The organism is Alkalibaculum sporogenes (assembly GCF_009362815.1).
Taxonomy (GTDB): domain Bacteria; phylum Bacillota; class Clostridia; order Eubacteriales; family Alkalibacteraceae; genus Alkalibaculum_A; species Alkalibaculum_A sporogenes.
The window spans coordinates 1-13,760 of the sequence record NZ_WHNX01000006.1; the positions used below are offsets into that span (position 1 = coordinate 1).

A 13,760-nucleotide genomic window follows, 5' to 3' on the forward strand; every position below is an offset into this window, starting at 1 on the left:
GACCCTAGCGAATTGCGAAGCAATTAGCAGGGGGGATTGAGGATAAACCAAACAATCGTTAAATTGATGTAATCAATTTGAAAGTCGCGTAACAACGGAACAGAGTTTTTTCATAAGGCGACGACCGCGACCCTAGCGAATTGCGAAGCAATTAGCAGGGGGGATTGAGGATAAACCAAACAATCGTTAAATTGATGTAATCAATTTGAAAGTCGCGTAACAACGGAGCAGAATTTTTTCATAAGGCGACGACCGCGACCCCAGGGAATTGCGAAGCAATTAGCAGGGGTGGTTGCAGCCTATCATCAAATTGATATAATCAATTTGAAAGTCGCGAAACAACGGAACAACAAATTTTCATAAGGCGACGACCGCGACCCCAGGGAATTGTGAAGCAATTAGCAGGGGTGGTTGCAGCCTATCGTCAAATTGATATAATCAATTTTTAGATTGTAAGTTCGAAAATTATTTGAAGAACAAGTAGCAGTAGAAGGAGGAATAAACAATGGTAAAAGTCAAACTAAAAGATGGAAGTATTAAAGAATATAAGGATAATATTAGCGTTTATGAAGTAGCAAAAGATTTAAGTGAAGGTTTAGCTAGAGTAGCATGCGCTGGTGAAATCAATGGGAAATTAGTAGATTTAAGGGAAGAGATTACAGAAGACTCTGATTTAAATATTCTTACTTTTGATAGTGAGGGAGGTAAACATGCATACTGGCATACATCTACTCATGTAATGGCTCAAGCAGTTAAAAGATTGTTTAAAACTGCTAAGTTGGCCATTGGACCAGCTATTGATAATGGATTCTACTATGATTTTGACTTAGATAAACCATTTACTCCAGAGGATTTAGTTAAGATTGAAGCTGAAATGAAAAAGATTGTAAAAGAAAAAAATGAAATTGTCAGATTTACACTGAGTCGTAAGGAAGCTATATCTAAAATGAAAGATATTTCTGAAGACTATAAAGTAGAATTAATTGAAAATTTACCAGAGGATGCAGTGATTAGTTTTTATTCACAAGGAGATTTTATTGATTTATGTGCAGGTCCTCATCTCATGAATACAGGTAGTTTAAAAGCATTTAAACTTATGAGTATTGCAGGTGCTTATTGGAGAGGCGACGAAAAAAATAAAATGTTGCAAAGAATTTATGGGATTTCTTTTCCAAAGAATAGCCAAGTAGAAGAATATGTAATAAAAATAGAAGAAGCAAAAAAACGTGATCATAGAAAGTTAGGAAAAGAATTAGATTTATTTTCTATACATGAAGAAGGTCCTGGATTTCCATTTTTTCATCCTAAAGGCATGGTTCTTAGAAATGCTTTAGAAAATTTTTGGAGAGAAGAACACGTAAAAAGAGGCTACAAAGAAATAAAAACTCCAATTATGTTAGATGTTGAATTATGGAAAAGGTCAGGACATTGGGAGAATTATAAAGATAATATGTATTTTACCGACGTTGACGATAGACAATTTGCAGTGAAACCTATGAACTGTCCAGGCGGTATGATCGTGTATAAAGGGAATATGCATTCATACAGAGATTTACCACTACGTATGGGTGAATTGGGTTTAGTTCACAGACACGAACTTTCTGGAGCGTTACATGGTTTGATGAGAGTGAGAAACTTTACTCAAGATGATGCTCACATATATTTGACACCAGATCAGATGAAAGATGAAATTATTAAGGTTATAGAACTAACAGATAATATTTATAATATATTTGGTTTTAAATATCATATGGAATTATCCACAAAGCCAGAAAAAGCCATAGGTACAGATGAACAGTGGGATCGTGCTACTGACGTGTTAAGGGAAGCATTAGAATTTCTAGGAAAAGATTATAAGCTTAACGAAGGCGATGGTGCATTTTACGGACCTAAAATAGATTTTCATTTAGAAGATACTATAGGTAGAACTTGGCAATGCGGAACTATCCAATTAGACTTTCAAATGCCAGAAAGATTTGATTTAACATATATAGGTCCTGATGGAGAAAAGCATAGACCAGTAATGATTCATAGAACTGTATTTGGAAGTATCGAAAGATTTATCGCGATTTTAACTGAACATTTTGCAGGAGCATTTCCTTTATGGCTGTCTCCTGAACAAATTATAATACTACCAATTGCTCCCTCACATCATGATTATTGTGAAAAAGTAAAAAAACTCTACGAAGAACACAATATAAGAGTAAACGTAGATTATAGAGATGAAAAAATTGGTTACAAGATTAGAGAAGCACAATTGCAAAAAATCCCTTATATGCTTGTAGTTGGAGATAAAGAAGTGGAAAGTGAATCAGTTTCTATAAGATCCAGAAAAGATGGAGATGAAGGGTCCAAAAATTATAATGAATTTTTAGGAATAATAGAAAAAAAGATAATAGAAAAATCATTATAAAAACATCTAAATAAAATGGGAAACATTAAAATAGAGCATCTCAAATTTTCGACTTTGAGGTGCTCTTTTAATAAGGTGAATTCCACACAAATGAATATATTTACGCTGACTTTAATATTGTTTCTAGTTCTACTCCATTGATAGTTTCTTTTTGAATTAGAACCGCTGCTAATCTATTTAATTTATCCATATTTTTATATATTAAGTCATTAGCCTTACTATAGCATATACTTAAAATGCTGTTAATCTCTTCATTAATTAGTCCCGAAGATGTAAAATCTTCTCTAAGATTAAAAGTCTTGTTTTTATACTGACTCATGCCATATTCGCAGACCATAAGTGATGCTATTTCATTAGCTTTTACTAAATCATTTTGTGCACCTGTAGAAATTTCATGAAAGATGATCTCTTCTGCAGCTCTTCCTGCCAGTAAAACACTGATTTTATTAAGAAGATCTTCTTTAGTTAAAATAAAACTATCTTCACTAGATGCATTTAATACAAATCCTAATGCTTTACCATGTGGAACAATCGATATTTTTTCTATAAGGTCATTATTTAGTATACTGCCAACTAGTGCGTGGCCACCTTCATGAAACGCAATAATATCTCTTTCTTTATCGTTTAGTATTGTAGTTTTATTTTTCAATCCAGCGACAGTCTTAACTAATGCTTGGTTGATTTCATCATTACCAATTTGAGGCAAATTTTTTCTTACAGTTAATAGTGCTGCTTCATTAATTACATTTGCTAGATGGGCACCTGACATACCATGTGTTTTTTTGGCTAATGAGTTTAAATTTATATCTCTGTTCATAGGCTTGTTCTTAAAATGTACCTTTAATATATCCTCACGAGCTTTTACACTTGGGTTTCCTACGTATACATGCCTATCAAATCTACCAGGGCGAAGTAAGGCTTTATCCAAGATATCCATTCTATTTGTTGCTGCAATTACAATTACATTATCGTAATTATTGAAGCCATCTAGTTCAACTAAAAGTTGGTTTAAAGTTTGATCTCTTTCACTATTATTATCTACACTTCTAGAAATCCCGATAGCATCCAATTCATCTATGAAAATAATACTAGGCGAGCTTTTTTTAGCTTTTTCGAATAAAGAACGGATACGGCTTGCTCCAATACCCACAAACTTCTCTACAAATTCAGATCCACTAGCATATATGAATGAAGCTTTTGTTTCTCCAGCCAATGCTTTTGCCATTAGGGTTTTTCCTGTGCCTGGAGGGCCATAAAATAAAACACCCTTTGGTATTTTTGCTCCGATTTTCATATACTTAGTAGGATCTACTAAAAAATCACATAATTCGTTCATTTCATCTTTTATTTCATCTAAACCTGCAACATCTGAAAAAGTAATATTACTATTTTCAGTTAATTCTTTTTTATCATCCTTAGCTGAAGATGTCTGTATTAACTGAGGTATATAGGATGACCTTTTTCTATATGCCCATAGAGAGATTAAACTAAAAAGTAGAGTTAATCTAATTATAGGCTCGTTTAAAAAACTTAATGCTCGTATATCAAACATTGATAGTGCTAACAGCGCTATGATAAATGCTGTTATTAAATTTTCTTTATTTTTCATCATATATTATCTCACTCTCCATAAAAATTGTTAATACTATCTTTTACTGTATTCGAAATAAAATGAAAGAGAAATTAATGAAATATTGGTAAATGATTACAAAAATTATTTTCTGATCATTTTTTAGGGCTACTACAATAGTTAATAGTAATTGCGTTAAGTAAAAGTTTTTAGAATAATAGTATGTACTTTTATAGCGAATCAATGTATAGTTTATAAATAAGAATAAATATTTCTAGTTTGATATATTTAGTAACAGATATAATAGACACTAAAATAGCTGCTGTAATTACTATAACTAGGGAAAAGTCGGTTTTATAATTTCTGATAGTATAAATAATAATATTTGTTGACTATTACTAAGATAAGTGGTAAACTTTATAAATAAAAGAAAGTAGAAGTTCGCTTCTCACCTTGGAGTTCATCTGAGCACAGGTAAATATTACGTGATTTAATTGTAATTTATTATACGTGTATATTTATGAGCAGATAGAATTTCTATCTGCTCTTTATTTATGGCTAGGTAATGAACCAAGTGGATTAGAGTCTAAGGTTGGCCATCGTAGGGAACTAGAGTTTGCTGACGATAGCGAAGCAGCTTGCTGCTATTTTATATGGAGGTGTGTTAATATTAGTAAAGAATTCCAGATTAATGAACAAATCAGAGACAGAGAACTACGAGTAGTTGATGCCGATGGCAATCAGTTAGGAGTTATGAGTTCTAGAGATGCTCAGAAGTTAGCGGATGAAAAGGAAATGGATTTAGTAAAAATTTCACCTAATGCCAATCCACCAGTTTGCAGAATTTTAGATTATGGTAAGTTTAAATACGAACAAAGTAGAAAAGAGAAAGAAGCTAAGAAGAATCAAAAAGTTATAAACATCAAAGAAATTCGAATGTCTGCTAATGTTCAAGAACATGATTTAAATGTGAAAGCCAAGAATGCGCATAAGTTTTTAGAAAATGGTGATAGGGTCAAAGCGTCTGTACGTTTTAGAGGTAGAGAAATGGCGTATACAGATGGAGGTAAAGTGTTATTATTGAAATTTGCTGAAAAAGTCTCTGAAGTTGGAAAGATTGAAAAGCCACCTAAGCTAGAAGGTAGAAGTATGGTTTTACATCTTGTGCCTAAAAAAGAAAGTTAATGTAAAGCTTGTATCAAACTTTGTTTGATTATATAGATTATAGTATTAGTTATAAGGAGGAACAATAATGCCAAAAATGAAATCCCATAGAGGAGCTGCTAAAAGATTTAAAGTAACAAAATCAGGAAAAGTTAAAAGAGCAAAGGCGTATAAAAGCCATATTTTAACTAAAAAAAGCTCTAAAAGAAAAAGAAATTTAAGACAAACTGGCTTTTTAGTTGGTGCAGATGCAGAAAATATAAAGAAAATATTACCTTATTAATATATAGACTGGTAGGAGGTTAATAACATGGCAAGAGTAAAAAAAGCAATGAATGCTAAGAAAAAACACAAGAAAGTACTTAAATTAGCAAAAGGGTATTACGGTTCTAAAAGCAAACAATTTAGACCGGCTAATGAAGCGGTAATGAGAGCATTAAGATCGGCATATGTGGGAAGAAAACAAAAGAAAAGAGATTACAGAAGTTTATGGATATCAAGAATAAATGCTGCAGCTAGAATTCACGATATTAACTACAGTAGATTTATGAACGGACTTAAAAAAGCTGATGTTCAAATAGATAGAAAAATTCTTGCTGAAATTGCAGTAAGTGATCCAAATGCATTTAAGCAATTAGTAGATGTTGCAAAGAGCAAACTAGCATAGACCTCATCGAGGTCTTTTCTTTATCGCGAAGACAATGAGCCAAGCGAAAACTTGTTTTCGCTAGCATTCTATAGCTAAGAAAGTCAAATAGCTTGCTAATTTGACTGAAGTGGCTATAGAATGCGCAAATGAAAGCATGCTTTCATTTGGCGACTGTCCGCGTAACCAAGAGAAACATGCGAAGCGTGTTACTTTTGGTTGGATAGTAGCTAAGATAGCTAAGAAAGTCAAATAGCTTGCTAATTTGACTGAAGTGGCTATAGAATGCGCAAATGAAAGCTAGCTTTCATTTGGCGACTGTCCGCGTAACCAAGAGAAACATGCGAAGCGTGTTACTGTAGTTTTAAATTAATTAAAATACTGACATTGGATGTGGGTATTTTATCAATGGGAGTAAGTTCTGGTATGTCAAGCTTTTTCAAAATATTGAAAAATCATTTAGCAATTAAAAGAGGGAGCATTAAACCAACACAGATACTAATAATGGGTTTTGCATCTATGATTTTAATAGGCGCTATTCTTCTAACATTACCGATAGCTTCTGCTTCAGGAAATAGTACTGACTTTATTACTACACTATTTACTGCAACTTCTGCAGTATGCGTAACAGGTCTTGTCGTTGTAGATACGGCTACCTATTGGTCAGCTTTTGGTCAAACAATTATTATTATCTTAGTTCAAATTGGTGGATTAGGATTTATGTCTATTGCTACTTTATTATTTCTAATAGCACGTAAAAAAATTTCATTTAAGGAAAGACAAGTTATTAGTGAGTCTTTAAATACTAAGCAACTTGGAGGCATTGTAAAGTACACAAAATCTTTAATACTGTTTACACTGTTAGTAGAATTAATAGGTGCGATATTTCTTTCAACTAGATTTATACCTGAATTTGGAATAGGAAAAGGAATAAGCATGAGCGTATTTCATGCAATTTCTGCTTTTTGCAATGCAGGTTTCGATATTATAGGAGAATTTAGAAGTTTTACTCCTTATTTAAATGATGTGATTATTAATCTAACATTAGGGTTTCTTATAATCATAGGGGGACTAGGATTTTCAGTAATAAGCGATATATATGAAATTAGGAAATTTAAAAGATTCTCTATGCACACAAAGATGGTACTGTTTATTTCAGGATTCTTAATTTTATTTGGTACTGTATTAATACTTCTATTTGAATACAATAATCCAAACACTTTGAAAGATTTGCCTTGGCATGGGAAAATAATAGCTGCTTGGTTTCAATCAGTTACCCCTAGGACGGCAGGATTCAATACAATGCAATTAAATACTCTAACAAATGCATCCATATTCATAACAATAATATTGATGTTTATTGGGGGGTCACCTGGTTCAACAGCAGGTGGTGTTAAAACTACAACTATTGGAGCGGTTATCTTAACAGTAAGATCAGTTTTAAAGGGTGATAGTCAGACCGAAGTCTTTAAACGCAATATTCCTTTTAATGTTATTAAGAAGGCGTTATCTATTATTACAATTGCCGTATTTATTATCTGTGTAGGAATAATTTTACTATCAGTTACAGAACAGGCACCTTTTATTGATATCGTATTTGAAGTTTTTTCTGCCTTTGGTACAGTTGGTTTGAGTTTAGGTTTAACTCCAGATCTTTCAATGATAGGGAGAGTAATTATAATGGTAATTATGTTTATAGGTAGATTAGGACCTCTAACTATTGCCATTGCCATAAATGAAATACAAGCAACTAACGACAGTGATAGGTTAAAATATCCTAAAGGGAATATTCTAGTAGGGTAAGAAGGGTGATAAAATGAAAAAACAATTTGCTGTAATAGGTATAGGTAGATTTGGTTATAGTTTAGCTACAAAATTATACCAGTTAGGTTTTGATGTAATAGCAATTGATAACAATGAAAAGATAGTACAAAAAATTGCTGACCTTGTTACTTATTCAGTACAGGCAGATGCCTCTGATATTGACGTTTTAAAGACCATTGGTCTTAAAAATGTGGACTGCGTTATAATCTCTATCGGGTCAGATCTTAACGCCAGTTTAATGGCTACATTGAATGCTAAAGAATTAGAAATAAGTGAAGTGTTTGCTAAGGCTCCAAATGAACAACATGCAAAAGTATTATATAAGATTGGTGCAGATAAGGTGTTTTTACCTGAGAGAGATATGGGTAGAAGACTTGCACATAATATCGTATCTACCAATATATTAGATATGATCGAGCTAGATCCTGACCATAGTGTTATAGAAATAAATGCATTTAGTGGATGGCATGATAAAGATTTACGTAGACTAGATTTAAGGGCAAAATATGGAATAAATGTAATTGCTATTAAAAGGGGAACAGAAATAATTATTTCTCCTAAGCCGACGGAACAAATACTGACAAAAGACGTGATGGTAGTAATTGGAAATAATAAATCTCTAGCAGCAATTCAAAAGGCTGAAGGTTAAGATGAATATTATAGAAAGCAATAGTAATAAGCATGTAAAACACATATTAAAATTGAAAGCAAAAAAATATCGTGAACAATACAAAGAATTTATTTTAGAAGGTTTAAAGCTGATAGATGAAGCAATAATAGCTAAAGAAAATATACGTGCCATATACGTGTCATCTTCAAATATCAATGATTTAAAGGTTGAAATAGAGAATTATAAAGAGATGTATCCTATTTTTATAGTTGAGGAAAACATATTTAAAAAGCTAACATCAATGCAAAACTCGGAAGGGGTACTTGCAATAAATAGATTTCAAGATGAAAGAGAGCTAGATGACTCTAATGTAATTATATTGGACAGAGTACAAGATCCGGGTAATCTTGGTACAATAATTAGAACAGGTGATGCAGCAGGATTTAATAATATTATTTGTGGAGAAGGCTGTGTTGATATCTACAATGAAAAGACTATTCGCGCTTCAATGGGTTCCTTATTTCATGTTAACCTACGAAAAGATGTAGACATTTTAAATGAAATAGTTAATCTAAAACAAGCAGGTTATATAGTGATAGGATCAGATTTAGGAACAGATTATTATTACACAGATCTTTGTGAAAAGAAAAAGTACGTACTGGTTATAGGTAACGAATCAAATGGAATTAAAGAGGAAATTTTAAATATATGTGATGAAAGAATAAAAATCCCAATCTACGGACAGGCAGAATCATTAAATGCTTCTGTAGCAGCTGGTATTTTAATGTATTATATAGCTAGCCTATAGTAAAAAGTACTATTAGTAATCAATTATTAGTTAGCTTGTATATTTAACTCTAAAGAAATTGACTTTTATTTTGAATTAATGTACCATTAAGTATTATTAAAATAAAATAACATAAACGCTATGATAGAGAAAAGTATGTGGAAATTTTTATATTAGAGAGTAAATGCATAAGCTGAAAGCATTTATTATAAGAGACCATTGAAGTTCGCTCTTGAGCATTGAAGTGGAAATAATAGTACATTTCAACGGTTTAACCGATATATTTAAAGTGGATTTAAAAATCAATTAGGGTGGTACCGCGGAAAAAATTCGTCCCTTGCTATAGGCAAGGGATGAATTTTTTTTCGCATAGTTCTTAAAGTTTATAAAAGAGAAGGAATTGGAGTTATGAATTAAACCAGATAACTGGTTATGAAGGGAGTATAATTATGAAAGAAAAGTTAGAAAAAATTAAAGTAGTAGCATTAGAAGAAATAAATAGTGCAAGTAGTACTAAAGGATTAGAGGAAATTCGCATTAGACTTTTAGGAAAAAAAGGTGAATTAACCGGTGTTTTGAAGGAAATGGGTGTACTTAGTAAAGAAGAAAGACCTGTTATGGGCAAAATTGCCAATGATGTAAGAGAAGCTATAGAAGATAAAATGGTAAAACAAAAAAATATAATAAAAGAAATTGAACAAAGTAAAGAGTTTGATACTGAGGCTATAGATATAACACTGCCAGGAATAAAGGAAGAATTTGGTGGACTTCATCCATTAAATATGGTTATAGAGGAATTATCTGATGTGTTTATAGGTATGGGTTTTACTATTGAAGAAGGTCCGGAATTAGAATGGGCTAAGTACAACTTCGATATGTTAAATGTTCCTAAAGATCATTCTGCTCGGGATTTACAGGATACTTTTTATGTTCACAATGATATTGTACTAAGAACTCAAACTTCTCCTATACAAGTAAGAACAATGTTGAATCAACAGCCGCCTATTAAAATGTTAGCGCCTGGTAGAGTGTACCGTAGTGATGAAATAGACGCAACTCATTCTCCAGTTTTTCATCAAGTTGAAGGATTGGTTATAGATGAGGGGATAACTATGAGCGATTTAAAGGGAACACTTGATATGTTTGCTAAGAATCTGTTTGGGTCACAAACAAAGACAAAATTTAGGCCTCACCAATTCTATTTTACTGAACCTAGTGCTGAAATGGATGTTACTTGTTTTATGTGTGGTGGAAAAGGCTGTAGAGTATGTCAAAATACAGGTTGGATTGAGATTTTAGGTTGTGGTATGGTTCACCCTAATGTCTTGCTAGATTGTAATATAGATCCTAATAAATATACCGGGTTTGCTTTTGGTATGGGTCTAGATCGAATTACTATGATTAAGTATGGGATTAGCGATTTAAGGTTAATGTTTGAAAATGATATAAGATTCTTAAAGCAGTTTAAATAGGGAGGTAATGATTGATGCTAGTATCAATAAATTGGTTAAAAGATTTCGTAGAAATAAATAATATAGAATTAAACGAATTTACAGAAAAAATGACCATGTCAGGAACTAAAGTAGAAGGCGTTGAAGAGCTAGGCTCTGAAGTTACTAAAGTAGTTGTTGGGAAAATCTTATCTATAGAAAAGCATCCTGATGCAGATAAATTAGTAATAACTAAAGTTGATATTGGAGAAGAAGTTATACAAATCGTAACTGGTGCTAAAAATATCAATGTGGGTGATGTTATCCCTACTGCCTTAATAGGTGCAAAATTAAAAGATTTAAAGATAAAAAAATCTAAACTTAGAGGTATTGAGTCACAGGGAATGATGTGTTCAGCAGGAGAGCTTGGTATGAATACATCCTTACTACCTAAAGAGCAGGTAGATGGGATTTATATCTTAAATAATGAGTATGAACTAGGTAAAGATATTAAATCTATACTAGGGCTAGATGACACTGTTGTAGACTTTGAGCTAACTTCTAATCGTTCGGATTGTTTGTCTGTAATAGGAATTGCTAGAGAGGTTTCCGCTACCTTTAATAAACATCTAATTTTGCCTATTATAGAAGTTAAAGAGATAAAAGAAGATATCAATGATTATTTAAAAGTTTCGATTGAAGATGAACAATTGTGCCCACGTTACGTGACTAGAATGATGAGAATCAATAAAATTGGGCCATCACCTGATTGGATGCAAAGAAGATTGTTAAATAGCGGCGTAAGACCAATTAATAATATAGTAGATGTTACTAATTATGTAATGCTTGAAATGGGTCAACCGCTTCATGCTTTCGATTACGATAAATTAGAGTCTAAGGAAATATTTGTTAGAAAAGCAAAAAAAGATGAAGTGTTTACTACATTAGATGGTGTAAAAAGAGTATTAGATGAAAATATGATTGTAATATCAAATGGTAAAGATCCTATGGCAATTGCAGGTGCAATGGGCGGAGAAAATTCGGAAATAGATAACTCTACTAAAATGATAGTTATTGAATCCGCTAATTTTAATAAAAAAAGTGTTAGACATACAGGAAGAAAGCTTGGACTAAGAAGTGAAGCTGCCAACCGGTTTGAAAAAGGTGTAGATCCAGATTTAGCTGATTTGGCCGCAGATAGAGCAGTACAATTATTACATGAATTAGGAGTAGGAGAAGTGCTACACGGAAGAATTGATGTGTATCCTAAAGTAGTATGTAAGAAAACCATAAATATTAATAGCGTGTGGTTTAATAAGTTTATTGGTATTGACCTATCTATACTGCAAATGAAAGAATATCTTGAAAGGCTATTTTTGACTGTTGAAGTTGAAGGGGACCAGTTAATTATTGGTATACCAACTTATAGACAAGATCTTGAGATTAAAGAAGATATTGCAGAAGAGATTGTCAGATTATACGGTTACAATAATATTCCCAATACGATTATGAGTGGTGTTACCACAAAAGGCGGAAGAACGAAGAGTCAAACACTAATTAAAGACATGAAGACTTTCCTAAGTTCAAAAGGATTCTATGAGATACTCACGACTTCTTTTACTGGAGAAGGGCAACTAGAAGATTTAAATATAAATAAAAATAAAGATTTTTATAATGGAGTTAAAGTTATAAATCCATTAGGTGAAGAAAATAGTATAATGAGACCAACTTTAATACCAGGTTTGCTTCAGGGAATATCTCATAATTACAATCGTAATATTGTAGAAGGTATGTTCTATGAAGTAGCAGTTACTTATAAAAATACTATTGATATTGGTGAGAAGTTACCTACAGAAGAAAAAAATATTTCAATGGGTATATACGGAGAAAAAAACTTTTTTCATTTAAAGGGATATGTAGAGCTGCTCATTAAAAAACTTATGATTGAAGAAAAAGTAGAATATATCAATTCAAACCATCCAACATTTCATCCAAAAAGGGTGGCAAAAATTATAATCAAAGGAGTAGATGTAGGTATACTTGGAGAAATTCACCCTATAGTAGTCGAGAATTATGAACTGCCTAGAAGAACTTATGTATGTGAATTACGTTTAGAGGAATTGTTAAAACTATCGAATAATAATATTGCTTTTACAGAACTTCCAAAATATCCAGAAATCAGTAGAGATGTAGCGTTAATAGTAGAAGAGAAAGTAAGTGCTAAAGAAGTTGAAGATATAATTAGAGTAAATGGAAAAGGTCTTTTAGAAGATTTAAAACTCTTTGATGTATACAGGGGTGCTCAAATAGATGAAGGTTATAAGAGTATGGCCTATTCACTAATATTTAGATCAAAAGAGAAAACACTAACAGACATTGAAATAAATGAAATCTTTGATAAGATTATCGCCCAAGCACAAGTGAACTTAGGAGCTCAATTGAGAGAATAAAGTTTCACTTTATCATGATTAATACTGCTAAATTAAACACTTCTGGGATTTTAATAATCCCAGAAGGTAACAATATTTAATAAAATCAGTTTAAATCTTCTAGTTTCTTATCTAGGGATAAAAACATCACTGTTAAAAATATCTGAAGTAGCATAGCTACTAAGCTTTGGACAAATGCAATCAACACGTTGTATAATATAGGTAATGGAATTAAAGTATATATTAATAAAGATATGATATTAGTAGCTATAAAGACACATATATTAAATATGAAATATGCTCTAAAAACTCGCCACCAATTTCTTCTTGTAATTTTAGAACTGTATTTTAGAGCTTTTATAGGGTTAAGATTTACTAAAACTATCGAGTGGAAATAAAAAATATAATCTACAAATAGTTTAATAGCCACGCTCATAAATAATATTATTATAATATTCATCAAGACAGTTGAGCTAGATGTAAAATTAAGTACTACTAAAATAAAGGAAATAATAAATATAAGAAGTAAAAATAGCATAAAGATACCAATAAATAATTTGAAAAGTTTACTGCGAATTGCTAAAAAGGAGTCTCCTAATGTTATAGATTTTCCAAGTAGACTAGACTGTGTTATATTTATTATTATTGGAAATGATACTAAAAACATAGAAAAAAATAAGGTATATATTATTGAAATGATTTCCATAGGGATATTTAATATGGCTTCTATAGAACCGTCTCCTGCATAAATATACAATAATGTGTATGCTAAAAAGGGTATTGCAGATAAGAATAATATTTCATATAGATGGTTTTTAAATATCTGAAAACTCTTTGTAATTTGATATTTCAGTGATAATTCATTTTTATTTTGTTCATTCACGTAA

Annotated in this window: 12 protein-coding genes and 2 other annotated features; of the genes, 10 read left to right on the forward strand and 2 right to left on the reverse strand. The window is 31.7% G+C overall.

Going from position 1 to position 13,760, the window contains the following annotated elements; genetic code table 11:
* Window positions 1-505: 505 nt before the first annotated feature.
* Window positions 506-2,413 (forward strand): threonine--tRNA ligase, encoded by a 1,908-nt coding sequence (gene thrS / locus GC105_RS04785; protein WP_152802270.1) that lies wholly within the window; start codon window positions 506-508, stop codon window positions 2,411-2,413.
* Window positions 2,414-2,513: 100 nt separating this feature from the next.
* On the opposite strand, the gene GC105_RS04790 is transcribed toward thrS, so the two are convergent.
* Window positions 2,514-4,025 (reverse strand): ATP-dependent metallopeptidase FtsH/Yme1/Tma family protein, encoded by a 1,512-nt coding sequence (locus GC105_RS04790; RefSeq protein ID WP_246169725.1) that lies wholly within the window; start codon window positions 4,023-4,025, stop codon window positions 2,514-2,516.
* Window positions 4,026-4,408: 383 nt separating this feature from the next.
* Window positions 4,409-4,542, forward strand: a sequence feature (ribosomal protein L20 leader region).
* Window positions 4,543-4,634: 92 nt separating this feature from the next.
* On the opposite strand from GC105_RS04790, the gene infC reads away from it, so the two are divergent.
* The 9 genes from infC (at window position 4,635) to pheT (ending at window position 12,894) form a co-directional block, all read left to right on the forward strand.
* The gene (gene infC / locus GC105_RS04795) at window positions 4,635-5,168 is read left to right on the forward strand and encodes a translation initiation factor IF-3 (protein ID WP_343029961.1); all 534 of its coding nucleotides are present in this window, start codon (window positions 4,635-4,637) and stop codon (window positions 5,166-5,168) included.
* 67 nt (window positions 5,169-5,235) lie between these two features.
* The gene (gene rpmI, locus GC105_RS04800; protein ID WP_152802272.1) at window positions 5,236-5,430 is read left to right on the forward strand and encodes a 50S ribosomal protein L35; all 195 of its coding nucleotides are present in this window, start codon (window positions 5,236-5,238) and stop codon (window positions 5,428-5,430) included.
* A gap of 27 nt (window positions 5,431-5,457) precedes the next feature.
* Window positions 5,458-5,814, forward strand: coding sequence for a 50S ribosomal protein L20 (rplT, locus tag GC105_RS04805; protein ID WP_152802274.1), 357 nt, complete (start codon window positions 5,458-5,460; stop codon window positions 5,812-5,814).
* Between the two features lie 109 nt (window positions 5,815-5,923).
* A complete protein-coding gene (locus tag GC105_RS17445; protein ID WP_281350077.1) occupies window positions 5,924-6,049 on the forward strand; it encodes a hypothetical protein in 126 nt (41 codons plus the stop codon).
* A gap of 170 nt (window positions 6,050-6,219) precedes the next feature.
* Window positions 6,220-7,596 carry a TrkH family potassium uptake protein gene (locus GC105_RS04810; RefSeq protein WP_152802276.1) on the forward strand — a complete coding sequence of 459 codons (1,377 nt, stop codon included), beginning with the start codon at window positions 6,220-6,222 and terminating at the stop codon, window positions 7,594-7,596.
* A 13-nt stretch (window positions 7,597-7,609) separates the two neighbouring features.
* Window positions 7,610-8,266 (forward strand): potassium channel family protein, encoded by a 657-nt coding sequence (locus tag GC105_RS04815; protein ID WP_152802278.1) that lies wholly within the window; start codon window positions 7,610-7,612, stop codon window positions 8,264-8,266.
* A 1-nt stretch (window position 8,267) separates the two neighbouring features.
* On the forward strand, window positions 8,268-9,035 hold the full coding sequence (locus GC105_RS04820) for a TrmH family RNA methyltransferase (RefSeq protein ID WP_152802280.1): 768 nt from the start codon (window positions 8,268-8,270) through the stop codon (window positions 9,033-9,035).
* A 111-nt stretch (window positions 9,036-9,146) separates the two neighbouring features.
* Window positions 9,147-9,355 (forward strand) — a binding site (T-box leader).
* A 108-nt stretch (window positions 9,356-9,463) separates the two neighbouring features.
* Window positions 9,464-10,486, forward strand: coding sequence for a phenylalanine--tRNA ligase subunit alpha (gene pheS / locus GC105_RS04825; RefSeq protein ID WP_152802282.1), 1,023 nt, complete (start codon window positions 9,464-9,466; stop codon window positions 10,484-10,486).
* Between the two features lie 14 nt (window positions 10,487-10,500).
* Window positions 10,501-12,894, forward strand: a complete 2,394-nt coding sequence (pheT, locus tag GC105_RS04830; protein WP_152802284.1) for a phenylalanine--tRNA ligase subunit beta — start codon at window positions 10,501-10,503, stop codon at window positions 12,892-12,894.
* An 85-nt stretch (window positions 12,895-12,979) separates the two neighbouring features.
* Here pheT and GC105_RS04835 read toward each other — a convergent pair whose 3' ends face one another.
* Window positions 12,980-13,756: a DUF7847 domain-containing protein gene (locus GC105_RS04835; protein WP_152802286.1), complete on the reverse strand. Its 777-nt coding sequence runs from the start codon at window positions 13,754-13,756 to the stop codon at window positions 12,980-12,982.
* Between the last annotated feature and the right edge of the window lie 4 nt (window positions 13,757-13,760).